Source organism: Streptomyces bacillaris, from assembly GCF_003268675.1.
GTDB classification, from domain to species: domain Bacteria; phylum Actinomycetota; class Actinomycetes; order Streptomycetales; family Streptomycetaceae; genus Streptomyces; species Streptomyces bacillaris.
Window position 1 is genome coordinate 6,431,773 of sequence record NZ_CP029378.1, and the last position, 17,878, is coordinate 6,449,650.

Genomic DNA, 17,878 nt, shown 5'->3' on the forward strand with positions numbered 1-17,878 from the left:
GGGACCGTGCCCACAGGCACGCGACGATCTCGACGAGACTGCATGGGGAGACAACGCGCTCATGAGCGATGTACTGGAGCTGGTGGACGTATCCGTGGTCCGCGACGGACGCGCTCTGGTGGACGACGTCTCCTGGTCGGTCAAGGAGGGGGAGCGCTGGGTCATCCTCGGCCCCAACGGCGCCGGCAAGACGACGCTTCTCAACCTCGCGTCCAGCTACCTCTTCCCGAGCAGGGGAACGGCCACCGTCCTCGGCGAGAAGCTGGGCGGCGTCGGCACCGACGTCTTCGAACTGCGCCCCCGCATCGGCATGGCGGGCGTGGCGATGGCCGACAAGCTGCCCAAGCGGCAGACCGTCCTGCAGACGGTCCTCACCGCCGCGTACGGCATGACCGCCACCTGGAACGAGAACTACGAGGCCGTCGACGAGGAGCGCGCCCGCGCCTTCCTGGACCGCCTCGGCATGACCGAGTACCTGGACCGCAAGTTCGGGACGCTCTCCGAAGGAGAGCGCAAGCGCACGCTGATCGCCCGCGCGATGATGACCGACCCCGAGCTGCTGCTCCTCGACGAGCCCGCCGCCGGACTCGACCTCGGCGGCCGCGAGGACCTGGTCCGCCGCCTGGGCCGGCTCGCCCGCGACCCGTACGCCCCCTCCATGATCATGGTCACCCACCATGTCGAGGAGATCCCGCCCGGCTTCACCCACGTCCTCATGATCCGCCAGGGCAAGGTCCTCGCCGCCGGCCCCATGGAGACCGAGCTGACCTCCCGTAACCTCTCGCTCTGCTTCGGCCTGCCGCTGATCGTCGAGCACACCGGCGACCGCTACACCGCCCACGGCCTGCCGCTCTCCTGACCCTCCCGAGCACCGGCCCCAGCCCTCCCGCCCGTCGCCCGTCCCGGCCGTTCCGGCGCAATCCACCGTGTACGTATCGCAGTTGTCCACAGTTGACCACCCCTGCGCCCTGTCGGTGACGCACCGACAGTCCTACGATGACCATGTGGACATCGACGCGTGGGTGTGGTGGCTGATCGTCGCGGCGGGGCTGGGCATCCCCCTCGTCCTGACCGCGATGCCCGAGTTGGGAATGTTCGCGGTCGGGGCGCTGGCCGCGTCCGTCACCGCAGCGCTCGGCGGCGGCATCGTCGCCCAGGTGCTGGTCTTCGTCGTGGTGTCGGTGGCGCTCATCGCCGTCGTCCGCCCGATCGCCGCCAGACACCGGGCCGGGCAGACCGGACACGCCAGCGGTATCGACGCCCTGAAGGGCCGTCAGGCGGTCGTCCTGGAACGGGTCAGCGCCGCCGGTGGCCGCATCAAGCTCGCCGGGGAGGTCTGGTCGGCCCGCTCGCTCGACGAGGACCAGGTCTTCGAGCCCGGCCGGCAGGTCGATGTCGTGGACATCGACGGAGCGACGGCCGTCGTCATGTGAGCGAACGGCGCACGGCACGGCCGCAGTTCTGCGAGACTCGAAGTCGATCATGTCGATCACCATGTGAGTCGATCACCATGAGATCCGCCGGCAACCGAAGGGCACGAGAGACACGATGCAACCGATCATCATCGTCCTGATCATTCTGGTGGTGCTCGTCTTCATCGCCCTGATCAAGACGATCCAGGTCATCCCGCAGGCCAGCGCCGCCATCGTGGAGCGCTTCGGCCGCTACACGCGCACCCTCAACGCGGGCCTGAACATCGTCGTCCCGTTCATCGACTCGATCCGCAACCGGATCGACCTCCGTGAACAGGTCGTGCCCTTCCCGCCGCAGCCGGTCATCACCCAGGACAACCTGGTCGTCAACATCGACACCGTCATCTACTACCAGGTGACCGACGCCCGTGCCGCGACCTACGAAGTCGCCTCCTACATCCAGGCGATCGAGCAGCTCACCGTCACCACGCTCCGCAACATCATCGGTGGCATGGACCTGGAGCGCACCCTCACCTCCCGCGAGGAGATCAACGCGGCCCTGCGCGGCGTCCTGGACGAGGCCACCGGCAAGTGGGGCATCCGCGTCAACCGTGTCGAGCTGAAGGCGATCGAACCGCCCACCTCCATCCAGGACTCGATGGAGAAGCAGATGCGCGCCGACCGGGACAAGCGCGCCGCGATCCTCACCGCCGAAGGCATCCGGCAGTCCCAGATCCTCACCGCCGAGGGCGAGAAGCAGTCCGCGATCCTGCGCGCCGAGGGTGAGGCCAAGGCGGCCGCCCTCAAGGCCGAGGGCGAGGCCCAGGCCGTACGCACGGTCTTCGAGGCCATCCACGCCGGAGACCCGGACCAGAAGCTCCTGTCGTACCAGTACCTCCAGATGCTCCCGAAGATCGCTGAGGGCGACGCCAACAAGCTGTGGATCGTCCCCAGCGAGATCGGCGACGCCCTCAAGGGCCTCAGCGGAGCCTTCGGCAACCTCGGCGGCGGCGTCCCCGGCTTCGACACCAGCGGCAACGGCGGCAACGGAGGAGCCCCCGGCGTGGTCAACCCCCGTGGCGCGGCCGTCGAACGGCGTGAGGAACCCCCGGTCCACTGACGCACCACCCCCTTCGTGCATGATCAGTGAGGCCCCTCGACCTTCATGGCGGGGAGGCGTCACTGACCATCGAAGGAGATGGCCTTGTCCATCTGGGAAATACTCGCCGTCTTCGCGGCGGGCGTCGGCGCGGGCACGATCAACACCATCGTCGGCTCAGGCACCCTGATCACCTTCCCCGTCCTCCTCGCAACCGGCCTGCCGCCGGTGACCGCCACCGTCTCCAACGCGCTCGGCCTCATCCCCGGCTCCATCAGCGGAGCCATCGGCTACCGCAAGGAGTTGGCGGGCCAGCGCCGCCGCATCCTGAAGCTGTCCGTCGGAGCCGCCATCGGCGGCCTCACCGGAGCCACCCTCCTCCTCGCCCTGCCCTCCACGGCGTTCGAGACGATCGTCCCGGTCCTGGTCGCCCTGGCCCTCGTCCTGGTGGTCCTGCAACCACGCATCAGCAGAGCCGTCCAGAACCGCCGTGAGCGCACCGGCGCCCCGGCCCGCCCCGACGGCGGCCCGCTCCTCTTCACCGGCCTCACCCTCGCCAGCGTCTACGGGGGCTACTTCACCGCCGCCCAGGGGATCATCTACCTCTCCCTCATGGGCATGCTGGTCGACGACACCCTCCAGCGCCTCAACGCCGTCAAGAACGTCCTGGCCGCCGTGGTCAACAGCATCGCCGCGCTGTTCTTCCTCTTCGTCGCGGACTTCGACTGGACGGCGGTCCTGCTGATCGCGGTCGGCTCCGCCATCGGCGGCCAGATAGGCGCCAAGGTCGGCCGCCGCCTCAGCCCCACCGTGCTCCGCGGCCTGATCGTCGCCGTCGGCACGGCGGCCATCGTCCAACTGCTGCTCCGCTGACACAGATGGGCCCGCCCCGGAAAGGGACGGGCCCACAGAACGTCCGTCAACAGCTGTACGTACGCGACCGCCGCCACGCCCCCTACGCGGCAGCCGCCGCCCGGTCCAGCCACTCGGGCAGCTCCGCCCGGTCACCGGCCCCCATCGCCAGCAGCATCGCCTCGGCGGGGGAGGGCACGAACGGCTGCTTCAGCAGCGGCATCCCCGCCTGCTCCGGAGTCCGGGCCGCCTTGCGGTGGTTGTCCTCGGCGCAGGAGGCCACCGTGTTGAGCCAGGTGTCCTGACCGCCCTGGGCCCGCGGCACCACATGGTCCACGGTGGAGGCCCGCTTCCCGCAGTACGCGCACCGGTACTGGTCCCGTACGAGCACACCCCTCCGGGACCACGGAGCCTGTCTTCGGAACGGCACCCGGACGTACCGGCAGAGCCTGATCACCCGGGGCGCCGGAATGTCCACGGCGGCACCACGCATACGCAGCTCGGGATGCGACTGCTCGACGACGGCCTTGTCCGTCAGGATCAGGACCACCGCACGGTTGAGCGTCACTGTCGACAGCGGCTCGAAGCTCGCATTGAGAACCAGCGTGTCACGCATCCTGCCCACCTCCCGTGTGCCGCCCGCCCCCTGGCAGGCCCGGATCAACTCTGGCTGGGCAGGCCGCGATGGACAACGCAATAAAAAATGCCCTGCTCTGATCTCTCCAAGACCAGAGCAGGGCAAACAACAGGCGAACTAATCGGTGACGGGAGCCTCGTACTCACCGATCAGCTGAGCACGCCCCAGCGTGTGGAACCGGAGGTTGAATCCGACCACCGCGGGCGAGGAGTCACTGTCGACACCGAGCTTCTCGGTGTCCACCGCATACACGGTGAACACATAGCGGTGGTTCTCCCCGGCGGGCGGCGCGGCCCCGCCGAAGTCCTTGGACCCGTAGTCGTTACGGGCCTGGACAGCCCCGGCGGGCAGCCCCTCGAACGCACCGCTGCCCGCGCCCGCCGGCAGCTCGGTCACCGACGCCGGGATGTCGAAGACCACCCAGTGCCAGAACCCGCTCCCCGTCGGGGCGTCCGGATCGAAGCACGTCACGGCGAAGCTCTTGGTCTCCGCCGGGAACCCCTCCCACCGCAGCTGCGGCGACGTGTTCCCGGACGCGAGCACCTGGGCGTCCCCCAGCACGGCACCCGGGGCGAGATCGTCGCTCGTCACGGTGAACGCGGGCACCTCCGGATGGAAGTCGTGCGGGAGCGGGGCCCTCTTCGGCTCGGTCACGTCAGCACCTTTCCTGATCGACAGCATCGACGGCTCTTGGCCAGGTCCTTCCCCGACCTCAACAGATCATGGACGCTTTTCCATACCCGAACCCGACCCGTCCCGGGTACAGCCGACGAAGGCGCCGTCCCCCCGGTCCTAGAGCCAGTTCCGCTGACCGCCGACCTGAGCGAGCCACTGGTTGAGGTACGCCGCCCAGTCCGTCTGGTGGAAGTCGTGCAGACCGACCTTGAACGCCCGGTACGAGTCGCTGCCCTCGCTGAACAGGCCGCCCTTCTTGTCCATCTCCAGGATCACGTCCATCTCGCGGTCGTCCGCGACGAACGTCAGCTCGACCTGGTTCAGCCCCCGGTACTGCGCCGGCGGTACGAACTCGATCTCCTGGTAGAAGGGCAGCCGCTGACGCGACCCCCGGATGTGACCGCGCTCCATGTCCGCGCTGAGGAAGCGGAACCCCAGCTGCCCGAAGGCGTCCAGGATCGCCTGCTGCGCCGGCAGCGGGTGCACGTTGACCGGGTCCAGGTCACCGGAGTCCACCGCGCGGGCGATCTCCAGCTCGGTGAAGACCCCGATGTCCATCCCGCGCAGATGCTGACCCGCGAACATGGTGACCGGCGTCTCCCAGGGGATCTCCAGACCGAACGGCACCACGTGCACCGCCCCCGCCTGCACCTCGAAGGCCCCGCCGAGCCGTACCTTGGCGAACTCGATGTTCTGCTTGGTCTCCTGGTCACCGCTCTCGACCTCGACCCGCGCCCGCAGCCCGACGGAGAGCCCCTCGATCTGCTGGGGCACCGAACCGCCCTGGATCCGCACCTCACCCTGTACGACCCCACCGGGGACGACGTTCGCCTCGGTGAGCTCGGTCTCCACCGAGGCACCCCCGGCACCCAGACTCGCGAGCAGCCGCTTGAAGCCCATGTTCACTCCTTCTTGGTCCTGACCCCTAGATACGCGCCATGACCGTAGCCGGTTCCCGCTCCCGCGCCTCCGTCCCCTCCCAGTACCCTCGGACGCCATGACCAAGGGCCTCGACCGCACACCACTCACCCGTGACTTCTTCGACCGGTCCGTACTGGACGTCGCCCCCGACCTCCTGGGCCGCACCCTTGTCCGCCGCACCGACGAGGGCCTGATCGAGGTCCGTATCACCGAGGTGGAGGCGTACGCGGGTGAGGCCGACCCCGGCTCCCACGCCTTCCGGGGCCGCACCGCCCGCAACAGCGTGATGTTCGGCCCGCCCGGCCACACGTACGTCTACTTCACGTACGGGATGTGGCACTGCCTCAACCTGGTCTGCGGCCCGGAGGGCCACGCGAGCGGGGTCCTGCTCCGGGCCGGCGAGATCAACGTCGGTGCCGCCCTGGCCCGCGTACGACGAGTCTCGGCCCGAAACGACAAGGAACTGGCCAAAGGCCCGGCCCGCCTCGCCACCGCCCTCGACGTCGACCGCACGCTGAACGGCAGCGACCTCTTCGCCGGCCCCACCCCCGCCATCTCCGTACTCCACGGCACCCCGCCCCCCTCCGACCAGGTACGGAGCGGCCCCCGCACCGGAGTCGGCGGCGACGGAGCCCACCAGCCCTGGCGCTTCTGGATCGAGAGCGACCCCACGGTGAGCCCCTACCGCGCCCACGCCCCCCGCCGCCGCAAGCCGAAGTGACGGACCATGAGCAACTTGACGCGCCCCGGGCGGACGCCTAATGTAGTCCGAGCCACTTGACACGGGTACAGCTGTCGGCACGGCCCTTCGGGCCGGACCGACCACCCCAAAGAGGCCAAACCACTACGACGAATCACCCTGGCGGGTGCCTATTCTGCATGCCGTCAGTGTGCTTTCGGGCGTGCCCGTAATTCGCTCGACAGACTCGATTATGAGCTGCCATGGGAATGGGCTAACGTAGCGGACACGCCGAAAGGCAAGGCCCTCCGCTGGCCACCGGAAATCAATTTCGGACCGGAAACGGAACGAAAAAGAGTCTGGTAAAGTCGGAATCGCCGGAAAGGGCAAAGCGCGAAAGCGAAGAGCCCCGGAAAGCGAGTAGCAGGACCCGCTTCGACCGGGATCGGACACTGGAAAGCGTCTGATAGAGTCGGAAACGCAAGACAGCAAGACACAAAAGAAGTGAATGAAGGGAAGCGCCCGGAGGGGCCCGGTGATACGGGACCGAAGGAAGCGTCCGTTCCTTGAGAACTCAACAGCGTGCCAAAAGTCAACGCCAGATATGTTGATACCCCGGCCTGCTTCGGCAGGTTGGTGGTTCCTTTGAAAAGTCCTACGGTCGCTATGTGCGGCGGTAGGCAATACACAGCGAGGATGCTGTGAACGACGGGTCTTATTCCGACCTTGTTGTTCCGCTCTCGTGATGTGTGCACTCGATTACGGGTAAACATTCACGGAGAGTTTGATCCTGGCTCAGGACGAACGCTGGCGGCGTGCTTAACACATGCAAGTCGAACGATGAAGCCGCTTCGGTGGTGGATTAGTGGCGAACGGGTGAGTAACACGTGGGCAATCTGCCCTTCACTCTGGGACAAGCCCTGGAAACGGGGTCTAATACCGGATAATACTCTGTTCCGCATGGAACGGGGTTGAAAGCTCCGGCGGTGAAGGATGAGCCCGCGGCCTATCAGCTTGTTGGTGGGGTAATGGCCTACCAAGGCGACGACGGGTAGCCGGCCTGAGAGGGCGACCGGCCACACTGGGACTGAGACACGGCCCAGACTCCTACGGGAGGCAGCAGTGGGGAATATTGCACAATGGGCGAAAGCCTGATGCAGCGACGCCGCGTGAGGGATGACGGCCTTCGGGTTGTAAACCTCTTTCAGCAGGGAAGAAGCGCAAGTGACGGTACCTGCAGAAGAAGCGCCGGCTAACTACGTGCCAGCAGCCGCGGTAATACGTAGGGCGCAAGCGTTGTCCGGAATTATTGGGCGTAAAGAGCTCGTAGGCGGCTTGTCACGTCGGATGTGAAAGCCCGGGGCTTAACCCCGGGTCTGCATTCGATACGGGCTAGCTAGAGTGTGGTAGGGGAGATCGGAATTCCTGGTGTAGCGGTGAAATGCGCAGATATCAGGAGGAACACCGGTGGCGAAGGCGGATCTCTGGGCCATTACTGACGCTGAGGAGCGAAAGCGTGGGGAGCGAACAGGATTAGATACCCTGGTAGTCCACGCCGTAAACGTTGGGAACTAGGTGTTGGCGACATTCCACGTCGTCGGTGCCGCAGCTAACGCATTAAGTTCCCCGCCTGGGGAGTACGGCCGCAAGGCTAAAACTCAAAGGAATTGACGGGGGCCCGCACAAGCAGCGGAGCATGTGGCTTAATTCGACGCAACGCGAAGAACCTTACCAAGGCTTGACATATACCGGAAAGCATCAGAGATGGTGCCCCCCTTGTGGTCGGTATACAGGTGGTGCATGGCTGTCGTCAGCTCGTGTCGTGAGATGTTGGGTTAAGTCCCGCAACGAGCGCAACCCTTGTTCTGTGTTGCCAGCATGCCTTTCGGGGTGATGGGGACTCACAGGAGACTGCCGGGGTCAACTCGGAGGAAGGTGGGGACGACGTCAAGTCATCATGCCCCTTATGTCTTGGGCTGCACACGTGCTACAATGGCCGGTACAATGAGCTGCGATGCCGTGAGGCGGAGCGAATCTCAAAAAGCCGGTCTCAGTTCGGATTGGGGTCTGCAACTCGACCCCATGAAGTCGGAGTTGCTAGTAATCGCAGATCAGCATTGCTGCGGTGAATACGTTCCCGGGCCTTGTACACACCGCCCGTCACGTCACGAAAGTCGGTAACACCCGAAGCCGGTGGCCCAACCCCTTGTGGGAGGGAGCTGTCGAAGGTGGGACTGGCGATTGGGACGAAGTCGTAACAAGGTAGCCGTACCGGAAGGTGCGGCTGGATCACCTCCTTTCTAAGGAGCATCTAGATTCCGTAAGGAATCGAGAGCCACTACGTCGGCAAATGTTCGACGGTGGTCAGCTCATGGGTGGAACGTTGACTATTCGGCACGATCAATCGGTTTCTGTCAGTACTGCTTCGGCGTGGAACACAGAGGACGAGGGATTGTGTCGGGCACGTTGTTGGGTGTCTGAGGGTGCGGCCGTAAGGTTGTTCCTTCTGATCCGGCCCCAGTGAACTCGTCCTCAGGGACGGGGTGGTGGGTGGCTGGTCGTTGTTTGAGAACTGCACAGTGGACGCGAGCATCTGTGGCCAAGTTTTTAAGGGCGCACGGTGGATGCCTTGGCACCAGGAACCGATGAAGGACGTGGGAGGCCACGATAGTCCCCGGGGAGCTGTCAACCAAGCTTTGATCCGGGGGTTTCCGAATGGGGAAACCCGGCAGTCGTCATGGGCTGTCACCCGCTGCTGAACACATAGGCAGTGTGGAGGGAACGAGGGGAAGTGAAACATCTCAGTACCCTCAGGAAGAGAAAACAACCGTGATTCCGGGAGTAGTGGCGAGCGAAACTGGATGAGGCCAAACCGTATGCGTGTGATACCCGGCAGGGGTTGCGTATGCGGGGTTGTGGGAGTTCTCTTTTGCGGTCTGCCGGCCGTGAGACGAGTCAGAAACCGTTGATGTAGGCGAAGGACATGCGAAAGGTCCGGCGTAGAGGGTAAGACCCCCGTAGCTGAAACATTGACGGCTCGTTTGAGAATCACCCAAGTAGCACGGGGCCCGAGAAATCCCGTGTGAATCTGGCGGGACCACCCGCTAAGCCTAAATATTCCCTGGTGACCGATAGCGGATAGTACCGTGAGGGAATGGTGAAAAGTACCGCGGGAGCGGAGTGAAATAGTACCTGAAACCGTGTGCCTACAAGCCGTGGGAGCGTCGCTGGCAGCACTTGTGCTGTCAGTCGTGACTGCGTGCCTTTTGAAGAATGAGCCTGCGAGTTAGCGGTGTGTAGCGAGGTTAACCCGTGTGGGGAAGCCGTAGCGAAAGCGAGTCCGAACAGGGCGTTTGAGTTGCACGCTCTAGACCCGAAGCGGAGTGATCTAGCCATGGGCAGGTTGAAGCGGAGGTAAGACTTCGTGGAGGACCGAACCCACCAGGGTTGAAAACCTGGGGGATGACCTGTGGTTAGGGGTGAAAGGCCAATCAAACTCCGTGATAGCTGGTTCTCCCCGAAATGCATTTAGGTGCAGCGTCGTGTGTTTCTTGCCGGAGGTAGAGCACTGGATAGGCGATGGGCCCTACCGGGTTACTGACCTTAGCCAAACTCCGAATGCCGGTAAGTGAGAGCGCGGCAGTGAGACTGTGGGGGATAAGCTCCATGGTCGAGAGGGAAACAGCCCAGAGCATCGACTAAGGCCCCTAAGCGTACGCTAAGTGGGAAAGGATGTGGAGTCGCAGAGACAACCAGGAGGTTGGCTTAGAAGCAGCCACCCTTGAAAGAGTGCGTAATAGCTCACTGGTCAAGTGATTCCGCGCCGACAATGTAGCGGGGCTCAAGCGTACCGCCGAAGTCGTGTCATTCATACACATATCCTCAACGGGAGTATGGATGGGTAGGGGAGCGTCGTGTGCCGGGTGAAGCAGCCGCGGAAGCGAGTTGTGGACGGTTCACGAGTGAGAATGCAGGCATGAGTAGCGATACACACGTGAGAAACGTGTGCGCCGATTGACTAAGGGTTCCTGGGTCAAGCTGATCTGCCCAGGGTAAGTCGGGACCTAAGGCGAGGCCGACAGGCGTAGTCGATGGACAACCGGTTGATATTCCGGTACCCGCTTTGAAACGCCCAGTACTGAATCAGGCGATGCTAAGTCCGTGAAGCCGGCCCGATCTCTTCGGAGTTGAGGGTAGTGGTGGAGCCGATGAACCAGACTTGTAGTAGGTAAGCGATGGGGTGACGCAGGAAGGTAGTCCAGCCCGGGCGGTGGTTGTCCCGGGGTAAGGGTGTAGGACGCACGGTAGGTAAATCCGTCGTGCATATAAGTCTGAGACCTGATGCCGAGCCGATTGTGGTGAAGTGGATGATCCTATGCTGTCGAGAAAAGCCTCTAGCGAGTTTCATGGCGGCCCGTACCCTAAACCGACTCAGGTGGTCAGGTAGAGAATACCGAGGCGTTCGGGTGAACTATGGTTAAGGAACTCGGCAAAATGCCCCCGTAACTTCGGGAGAAGGGGGGCCACGCCTGGTGATCGGACTTGCTCCGTGAGCTGGGGGTGGCCGCAGAGACCAGCGAGAAGCGACTGTTTACTAAAAACACAGGTCCGTGCGAAGCCGTAAGGCGATGTATACGGACTGACGCCTGCCCGGTGCTGGAACGTTAAGGGGACCGGTTAGCTGCTCTTCGGGGTGGCGAAGCTGAGAACTTAAGCGCCAGTAAACGGCGGTGGTAACTATAACCATCCTAAGGTAGCGAAATTCCTTGTCGGGTAAGTTCCGACCTGCACGAATGGCGTAACGACTTCTCGACTGTCTCAACCATAGGCCCGGTGAAATTGCACTACGAGTAAAGATGCTCGTTTCGCGCAGCAGGACGGAAAGACCCCGGGACCTTTACTATAGTTTGATATTGGTGTTCGGTTCGGCTTGTGTAGGATAGGTGGGAGACTGTGAAGCGGCCACGCCAGTGGTTGTGGAGTCGTCGTTGAAATACCACTCTGGTCGTGCTGGATGTCTAACCTGGGTCCGTGATCCGGATCAGGGACAGTGTCTGATGGGTAGTTTAACTGGGGCGGTTGCCTCCTAAAGAGTAACGGAGGCGCCCAAAGGTTCCCTCAGCCTGGTTGGTAATCAGGTGTTGAGTGTAAGTGCACAAGGGAGCTTGACTGTGAGACCGACGGGTCGAGCAGGGACGAAAGTCGGGACTAGTGATCCGGCAGTGGCTTGTGGAAGCGCTGTCGCTCAACGGATAAAAGGTACCCCGGGGATAACAGGCTGATCTTCCCCAAGAGTCCATATCGACGGGATGGTTTGGCACCTCGATGTCGGCTCGTCGCATCCTGGGGCTGGAGTCGGTCCCAAGGGTTGGGCTGTTCGCCCATTAAAGCGGTACGCGAGCTGGGTTTAGAACGTCGTGAGACAGTTCGGTCCCTATCCGCTGTGCGCGTAGGAATATTGAGAAGGGCTGTCCCTAGTACGAGAGGACCGGGACGGACGAACCTCTGGTGTGCCAGTTGTTCTGCCAAGGGCATGGCTGGTTGGCTACGTTCGGAAAGGATAACCGCTGAAAGCATCTAAGCGGGAAGCCTGCTTCGAGATGAGTATTCCCACCTCCTTTGAGGGGTTAAGGCTCCCAGTAGACGACTGGGTTGATAGGCCAGATGTGGAAGCCCTGTGAGGGGTGGAGCTGACTGGTACTAATAGGCCGAGGGCTTGTCCTCAGTTGCTCGCGTCCACTGTGTTGTTCCCGGGTTGCGAACAGTTATCGCGCCGGTTGAACAGTTTCACTACTTAATTGAAGAGTGTGCTTGTTCGCTAGAACCCGATAGGGTTTCGGTGGTCATTGCGTTAGGGAAACGCCCGGTTACATTCCGAACCCGGAAGCTAAGCCTTTCAGCGCCGATGGTACTGCAGGGGGGACCCTGTGGGAGAGTAGGACGCCGCCGAACAATCTTTCAAGGACCTCTGGTCCCAGCGTTCACGCTGGGACCAGGGGTCCTTTTGTTTTTGTCGAAGCGCGTCCGACGGTCGGCTGCGCGAGAATGTCTGTGGTACCCGAAGACAGGAGTCACACCCATGTCCACCAACTCTCCCGACGATCGTCCGGAGCGCGAGCCGCGTCGCCGGGACGGTGGTGACCGGGGCGGTTACCGCGGTGGTCGTGACGACCGGTCCGGTTCCGCGGGTCCTCGTCGCGACAACGACCGCGGCTTCCGCCGTGATGACAACCGGGGCGGCGGCTCCGGTGGCGGTTTCCGTCGCGATGACAGCCGTCCTTCCGGTGGTGGCTTCCGGCGTGACGACCGGGACCGTGATCGGGACCGTGGGCCGCGTCGTGATGACCGGCCGCGTGGGCCGCGTCGCGATGACGACCGTCCCAGCGGTGGCGGTTTCCGCCGCGACGACAACCGCCGTGACGACAACCGGGGCGGTGGCCACGGCGGCGGCTTCCCTCGTGATGACCGAGGAGGGAAGGCCGGCAGCGGCTTCCGTCGTGACGACAACCGTGGTCGCGATGACAGCCGTGGTGGCGGCTCCGGTGGCGGCTTCCGTCGGGACGACCGCGGTGGCAGCTCCGGCGGTGGGTTCCGGCGTGATGACGACCGTGGTGGTCGTGGGTTCGAGCGTCGTGACGACCGTCCCCGTGGGCCGCGTCGCGATGACGACCGTCCCAGCGGTGGCGGTTTCCGCCGCGACGACAACCGCCGCGATGACAACCGTGGCGGTGGCTCCGGTGGCGGCTTCCGTCGGGACGACCGGGGTGGTAGCTCCGGTGGGTTCCGTCGGGATGACAACCGTGGTGGCGGGTTCCGGCGTGACGATGACCGTGGTGGTCGTGGGTTCGAGCGTCGTGACGACCGTCCCCGTGGGCCGCGTCGCGATGACGACCGTCCCAGCGGTGGCGGTTTCCGCCGCGATGACAACCGCCGCGACGACAACCGCCGCGATGACAACCGGGGCGGTGGCTACGGCGGCGGTTTCCGTCGCGATGACAGCCGTCCTTCCGGTGGTGGCTTCCGGCGTGACGACCGGGACCGCGACCGTGATCGGGACCGTGGGCCTCGTCGGGATGATGACCGTGGTGGTTACCGCGGTGGTCGTCCCGGCGGTGGCGGTGGCGGGTTCGAGCGTCGTGACGACCGGCCGCGTGGGCCGCGTCGCGATGACGACCGTCCCAGTGGTGGCGGTTTCCGCCGCGATGACAACCGGGGTGGCTCCGGTGGCGGGTTCCGTCGGGACGACCGCGACCGGGACCGTGGTGGTTACCGGGGCGGGCAGCGGGACGACCGTGGCCGTGGCGGGTTTCGTCGCGACGACCGGGACCGTGACCGTGACCGGGAGCCGATCAAGCGGCTGCCCATCCCCGAGGACGTCACCGGCGAAGAGATCGACAAGGACGTCCGCCAGGAGCTGATGAGCCTGCCGAAGACCCTGGCGGAGGATGTCGCGCGCAACCTCGTCATGGTGGCCCGGCTGATCGACGAGGACCCCGAGGAGGCGTACGCGTACTCCCGTATCGCCCTGAGGCTGGCCTCGCGCGTCGCCGCCGTCCGGGAAGCGGCCGGGTTCGCGGCCTACGCGACGCAGAAGTACGCGGAGGCGCTGGCCGAGTTCCGGGCGGCGCGGCGGATGACCGGGTCCGTGGAGCTGTGGCCCGTCATGGCCGACTGCGAGCGCGGCCTCGGCCGGCCGGAGCGGGCGATGGCCATGGCCGGTGAGCCCGAGGTGCAGAAGCTGGACAAGGCCGGCCAGGTCGAGATGCGGCTCGTGGCCGCCGGGGCCCGTCGGGACATGGGGCAGATCGACGCCGCCATCGTCACACTGCAGAGCCCCGAGCTGGCCTCCAACTCCATCCAGCCCTGGACGCCGCGTCTCCGTTACGCGTACGCGGACGCCCTGCTGGAGGCCGGGCGCGAGGACGAGGCCCGTGAGTGGTTCGGCAAGGCCCTGGAGGCCGACAAGGACGGCTCGACCGATGCGTCGGACCGGCTCGCCGAGCTGGACGGGGTGGAGTTCGTCGACGCCCTCGGGGATGACGAGGACGAGACCGTCGACGCCCCTGAGGCGGCCCCGGGTGACGCGGCGGACCAGGACGAGCGCGGTGACGAGCCGGGCAAGGGCTAGGGCATAGGGGCCTAGGACGTAGAACAGGAAAGGGGCGGTACTCCCTCGGGAGTACCGCCCCTTTCCTGTGCCCGTCTGTCTTCTCAGTCGAGGGTCAGGCTCCGCATGACCAGGCCCGTCGCCGGCTTCGGGCCGAAGGACGTGGACTTACGGGGCATGGTGACCCCCTGCCGGGCCAGGCCCCGGACGACCTCTTCGCGTACCGGGTGCATGAGCACCGCCGTGGCGCCGAGGCGTTCGGCCTGTTCGACGGCGGCGCCGGTGTCGTGGATGTAGCCGATGTGCTCGGGGGCGTCGGGGATCCGCCAGACGTCGTCGAGCAACGCCGAGTGGAGCACCGTCGCGTCCAGGGTGCGCCAGGCCTCGGGGCGGTCCGTGCGGATCGTCCGGGCCAGCAGCGCCGGGTCCGGACGGTCCACCAGATGGAAGCCGCCGTCACCGGCGAGGAGGAACGCGTTGCCCTCCGCCGCCGCACCGGCCAGGGCGTCGAGCGCGCGGGGCAGCGGGCCCTCCACCGTACGGACCCGGAAGAGGCCCGACAGGCCTTCGAGCGCCCGGGCCACCGGCAGGCCGCGCAGGAGGCGGTGGATCGCGCGGACCTGGAGCGGGTGGCGGGCCGTGTCGACGAGGAGGACGAGGCCGAAGTCCCAGGGGCCCGGGGCGGACTGCTCCCGCTGGAGCCGGAGGTAGGTGGCCCAGCGGTGATGGCCGTCGGCGATCAGCGCCTGGTGGCGGGCGAGATCCGTCTCGATCTCGCCCCGCTCGGCCGGGTCCGTGACCGCCCAGAGGCGGTGGTGGAAGCCGTCCTCCGTCGTCGTGGAGAGCAGCGGAGGCCGCTCGGCCGTCCGCTCGATGACCGCCGCAGCGCCCGTGGGGGAGCCGTCGCCGCGGTAGGTCAGCAGCAGCGGTTCCAGATGGGCCTGGGCCGTGCGCATCAGCTCGGCGCGGTCCGCGACGATGTCGTCCATGACGTCCTCGTGCGGCAGCACGATCCCGTCGGCGGCGGGCGAGAGCGCCAGGGAACCGATCACACCGCGCTGGAGGATCTCGCCGTTGCGCTGCTCGTAGACGTAGAGCGCGGGCTCCGGGTCCGGGGCGATCACGCCCTCGGCCAGCCAGCGCTCCAGCGTCCTCGCCGCCTGCCGGTGCCGCTCCCCGGCGGTGTCCGCCTGGGGGAGGATGAGGCGCACGATGTTGTGCGGGTCCGCCGACTCCAGGTGGTGCAGACCGTCGGGCCTGACGACCACGTCGTACGGGGGCGAGGTCACCGCGGCCAGGCTGCCGACCCGCTCGGGGACGTAACGCAGTCCGCGGAACGGGATCAGCCGCAGCCCCTGCTCGTCGGGACCTGAAGTGTTCATTTGAGCATCGTATGTGTGCACGGGGCATGCGCGATGATCGGGGGAGAGACGTGGATGAGGAGCAGAGCCATATGAGCCAGAGCCAGAGCCGGAGCCAGGGGCCGGGCACGGGCCCGCAGCACGACAGGGATCGGCCCGCCGGGAGCAGCGCGGCGCTGAGCGAGGCGTACGACACGGCTCTCCTCGATCTGGACGGGGTCGTGTACGCGGGCGGCGAGGCGATCGTCCACGCCGTGGAGTCGCTGACCGCCGCCCGGGACGGCGGGATGCACCTCGCCTACGTCACCAACAACGCCCTGCGCACACCGGACGCGGTCGCGGAGCACCTGACCGAGCTGGGCGTGCCCGCCGAGGCCGCCGATGTGATCACCTCCGCCCAGGCGGTCGCCCGGCTGATGGCCGATCAGCTGCCCGCCGGGTCCCGGGTGCTGGTCGTCGGCGGCGAAGGGCTGCGGGTCGCCCTGCGGGAGCGTGGTCTCGTGCCGGTGGAGTCGGCGGACGACGATCCGGTGGCCGTGGTGCAGGGATACGGCGGGCCGGAGCTGGCGTGGGGGCGGTTCGCGGAGGCGAGTTACGCCGTGGCGCGCGGGCTGCCGTGGTACGCGTCCAACACCGACCTGACCATTCCGGGTGCCCGGGGCATCGCACCCGGCAACGGCGCCGCCGTGGAGGTCGTACGGATCGCCACCGGCGCCGAACCGCAGGTGGCGGGGAAGCCGTTGCCGCCCATGCACCGGGAGACCGTGCTGCGGACCGGGGCGCGGCGGCCGCTCGTCGTGGGGGACCGGCTGGACACGGACATCGAGGGCGCGTTCAACGGGGGCGTGGACTCGCTGCTGGTCCTGACCGGGGTGACGGACGCGGCGCAGCTGCTCGCCGCGGAGCCCCGGCACCGGCCGGCTTACGTGGACCGGGACCTGCGGGGGCTGCTGACCGGGCAGCCCGAGGTCGTCGTGGAGGGCGTCGACGGCGAGGTGTTCCGGTGCGGGGGGTGGACCGCGGCCGTACGGGACGGGGAAGGACTCGTCCTGGACGGGGACGGCGATCCGCTCGACGGGCTGCGGGCGCTCTGCGGTGCCGCGTGGACCTTCGCCGGGGGCGGGGCGTTCGGGCTGGACACCGGGAAAGCCGTCGCGCGGCTGGGGCTGTAGGCCCGGGGTGCTGCGGCCCCGCGACCGATGCCTGCGGAGTGGGGCGGACCGGGCCGGACCCGGGGCGCCAGCGCGAAGATAGGCTAACCTAACTTCGTGCTGGTCGGAGGTCCGTCCGGCTCCGATCCACCGGACACCCTCCGACTCCGGGAGTACGACCATGCAGCGCCTCACCGCGGAATCGGTGACCCTCGGCTACGACCAGCGGATCATCGCCGAGGATCTCTCGGTCGAGATACCCGACAACTCCTTCACCGTGATCGTCGGGCCCAACGCCTGCGGCAAGTCGACGCTGCTGCGCTCGCTCGCCCGGATGCTGAAGCCGAGCCGGGGGCAGGTGCTGCTGGACGGGCAGATCATCCACCAGCTGCCCGCCAAGAAGGTCGCCCGCACGCTGGGGCTGCTGCCGCAGTCCTCCATCGCGCCCGACGGCATCACCGTCGCCGACCTCGTCGCCCGGGGCCGCTACCCGCATCAGGGGCTGCTGCGGCAGTGGTCGCCGGAGGACGAGAAGGTGGTCCAGGAGTCCATGGAGTCCACCGGGGTGGCCGCCCTGGCCGACCGTTACGTGGACGAGCTCTCCGGCGGTCAGCGGCAGCGGGTCTGGATCGCCATGGCCCTGGCCCAGCAGACGCCGCTGCTGCTGCTCGACGAGCCGACGACGTACCTCGACATCCAGCACCAGATCGATGTCCTCGACCTCTGCGCGGAGCTGCACGAGACGCAGGGGCGCACGCTCGTCGCCGTACTCCACGATCTGAACCATGCCGCGCGGTACGCCACGCACCTCATCGCGATGCGGGACGGGAAGATCGTCGCGGAGGGGGCGCCGTCCGACGTGGTCGACGCGGCGCTGGTGGAGCGGGTGTTCGGGATGCGGTGCCAGGTGATCGACGATCCGGAGACCGGGACGCCGCTCGTGGTGCCGGCGGCCCGGAAGGCACGGAAGGTCGCCGCCTGAGG

Annotated in this window: 12 protein-coding genes, 3 rRNA genes and 1 pseudogene; 12 read left to right on the forward strand and 4 right to left on the reverse strand. The window is 66.2% G+C overall.

Annotation, left to right across the window (positions count from 1 at the left end):
* Nucleotides 1–61 precede the first annotated feature (61 nt).
* The 4 genes from DJ476_RS28000 to DJ476_RS28015 all read left to right on the forward strand — a co-directional run bounded on the left by DJ476_RS28000 (nt 62) and on the right by DJ476_RS28015 (nt 3,384).
* The gene (locus tag DJ476_RS28000) at nt 62–859 is read left to right on the forward strand and encodes an ABC transporter ATP-binding protein (protein WP_018488232.1); all 798 of its coding nucleotides are present in this window, start codon (nt 62–64) and stop codon (nt 857–859) included.
* Nucleotides 860–1,004: 145 nt separating this feature from the next.
* Entirely contained in the window at nt 1,005–1,433 is a 429-nt protein-coding gene (locus DJ476_RS28005; protein ID WP_070201462.1) for an NfeD family protein, read from the forward strand.
* Nucleotides 1,434–1,548: 115 nt separating this feature from the next.
* The gene (locus DJ476_RS28010; protein ID WP_112491822.1) at nt 1,549–2,532 is read left to right on the forward strand and encodes an SPFH domain-containing protein; all 984 of its coding nucleotides are present in this window, start codon (nt 1,549–1,551) and stop codon (nt 2,530–2,532) included.
* Nucleotides 2,533–2,610: 78 nt separating this feature from the next.
* Nucleotides 2,611–3,384, forward strand: a complete 774-nt coding sequence (locus DJ476_RS28015) for a sulfite exporter TauE/SafE family protein (protein WP_103418809.1) — start codon at nt 2,611–2,613, stop codon at nt 3,382–3,384.
* Between the two features lie 82 nt (nt 3,385–3,466).
* On the opposite strand, the gene DJ476_RS28020 is transcribed toward DJ476_RS28015, so the two are convergent.
* From DJ476_RS28020 to DJ476_RS28030, 3 genes are all read right to left on the reverse strand, one after another.
* Complete coding sequence (locus DJ476_RS28020) at nt 3,467–3,979, reverse strand: HNH endonuclease (protein WP_093756093.1); 513 nt, start codon at nt 3,977–3,979, stop codon at nt 3,467–3,469.
* A 138-nt stretch (nt 3,980–4,117) separates the two neighbouring features.
* On the reverse strand, nt 4,118–4,654 hold the full coding sequence (locus DJ476_RS28025) for a YbhB/YbcL family Raf kinase inhibitor-like protein (protein ID WP_103418810.1): 537 nt from the start codon (nt 4,652–4,654) through the stop codon (nt 4,118–4,120).
* Between the two features lie 138 nt (nt 4,655–4,792).
* Nucleotides 4,793–5,575 carry a sporulation protein gene (locus DJ476_RS28030; protein WP_053561780.1) on the reverse strand — a complete coding sequence of 261 codons (783 nt, stop codon included), beginning with the start codon at nt 5,573–5,575 and terminating at the stop codon, nt 4,793–4,795.
* Nucleotides 5,576–5,672: 97 nt separating this feature from the next.
* Between DJ476_RS28030 and DJ476_RS28035 the strand changes: the two genes are divergently transcribed.
* The 6 genes and pseudogenes from DJ476_RS28035 (at nt 5,673) to DJ476_RS35215 (ending at nt 14,403) form a co-directional block, all read left to right on the forward strand.
* A complete protein-coding gene (locus DJ476_RS28035) occupies nt 5,673–6,317 on the forward strand; it encodes a DNA-3-methyladenine glycosylase (protein WP_070201457.1) in 645 nt (214 codons plus the stop codon).
* 730 nt (nt 6,318–7,047) lie between these two features.
* A 16S ribosomal RNA gene (locus DJ476_RS28040) occupies nt 7,048–8,575 on the forward strand.
* A 297-nt stretch (nt 8,576–8,872) separates the two neighbouring features.
* Nucleotides 8,873–11,999: ribosomal RNA gene (locus tag DJ476_RS28045) — 23S ribosomal RNA — on the forward strand.
* Nucleotides 12,000–12,110: 111 nt separating this feature from the next.
* Nucleotides 12,111–12,227 (forward strand): 5S ribosomal RNA (gene rrf / locus DJ476_RS28050).
* The 16S, 23S and 5S rRNA genes sit together here, the layout of an rRNA operon.
* A gap of 505 nt (nt 12,228–12,732) precedes the next feature.
* Nucleotides 12,733–13,437, forward strand: a pseudogene (locus DJ476_RS36270) (hypothetical protein); the annotation flags it as partial.
* Nucleotides 13,438–13,692: 255 nt separating this feature from the next.
* Complete coding sequence (locus DJ476_RS35215; RefSeq protein ID WP_208853540.1) at nt 13,693–14,403, forward strand: tetratricopeptide repeat protein; 711 nt, start codon at nt 13,693–13,695, stop codon at nt 14,401–14,403.
* A gap of 83 nt (nt 14,404–14,486) precedes the next feature.
* Here DJ476_RS35215 and DJ476_RS28060 read toward each other — a convergent pair whose 3' ends face one another.
* Nucleotides 14,487–15,764 (reverse strand): DUF1015 family protein, encoded by a 1,278-nt coding sequence (locus tag DJ476_RS28060; protein ID WP_103418603.1) that lies wholly within the window; start codon nt 15,762–15,764, stop codon nt 14,487–14,489.
* 71 nt (nt 15,765–15,835) lie between these two features.
* Between DJ476_RS28060 and DJ476_RS28065 the strand changes: the two genes are divergently transcribed.
* Entirely contained in the window at nt 15,836–16,915 is a 1,080-nt protein-coding gene (locus DJ476_RS28065; RefSeq protein WP_112491824.1) for an HAD-IIA family hydrolase, read from the forward strand.
* A gap of 160 nt (nt 16,916–17,075) precedes the next feature.
* Nucleotides 17,076–17,876: an ABC transporter ATP-binding protein gene (locus DJ476_RS28070; RefSeq protein WP_103418605.1), complete on the forward strand. Its 801-nt coding sequence runs from the start codon at nt 17,076–17,078 to the stop codon at nt 17,874–17,876.
* Nucleotides 17,877–17,878: the final 2 nt, after the last annotated feature.

Excerpts from the sequence above, each read along its gene's own strand:
- DJ476_RS28000 (WP_018488232.1), top strand. The coding sequence starts at position 62 with ATGAGCGATGTACTGGAGCTGGTGGACGTATCCGTGGTCCGCGACGGA.
- DJ476_RS28010 (WP_112491822.1), top strand. The coding sequence starts at position 1,549 with ATGCAACCGATCATCATCGTCCTGATCATTCTGGTGGTGCTCGTCTTC.
- DJ476_RS28015 (WP_103418809.1), top strand. The coding sequence starts at position 2,611 with ATGGCCTTGTCCATCTGGGAAATACTCGCCGTCTTCGCGGCGGGCGTC.
- DJ476_RS28020 (WP_093756093.1), bottom strand. The coding sequence starts at position 3,979 with ATGCGTGACACGCTGGTTCTCAATGCGAGCTTCGAGCCGCTGTCGACA.
- DJ476_RS28030 (WP_053561780.1), bottom strand. The coding sequence starts at position 5,575 with ATGGGCTTCAAGCGGCTGCTCGCGAGTCTGGGTGCCGGGGGTGCCTCG.
- DJ476_RS28035 (WP_070201457.1), top strand. The coding sequence starts at position 5,673 with ATGACCAAGGGCCTCGACCGCACACCACTCACCCGTGACTTCTTCGAC.
- DJ476_RS35215 (WP_208853540.1), top strand. The coding sequence starts at position 13,693 with ATGAGCCTGCCGAAGACCCTGGCGGAGGATGTCGCGCGCAACCTCGTC.
- DJ476_RS28060 (WP_103418603.1), bottom strand. The coding sequence starts at position 15,764 with ATGAACACTTCAGGTCCCGACGAGCAGGGGCTGCGGCTGATCCCGTTC.
- DJ476_RS28065 (WP_112491824.1), top strand. The coding sequence starts at position 15,836 with ATGAGCCAGAGCCAGAGCCGGAGCCAGGGGCCGGGCACGGGCCCGCAG.
- DJ476_RS28070 (WP_103418605.1), top strand. The coding sequence starts at position 17,076 with ATGCAGCGCCTCACCGCGGAATCGGTGACCCTCGGCTACGACCAGCGG.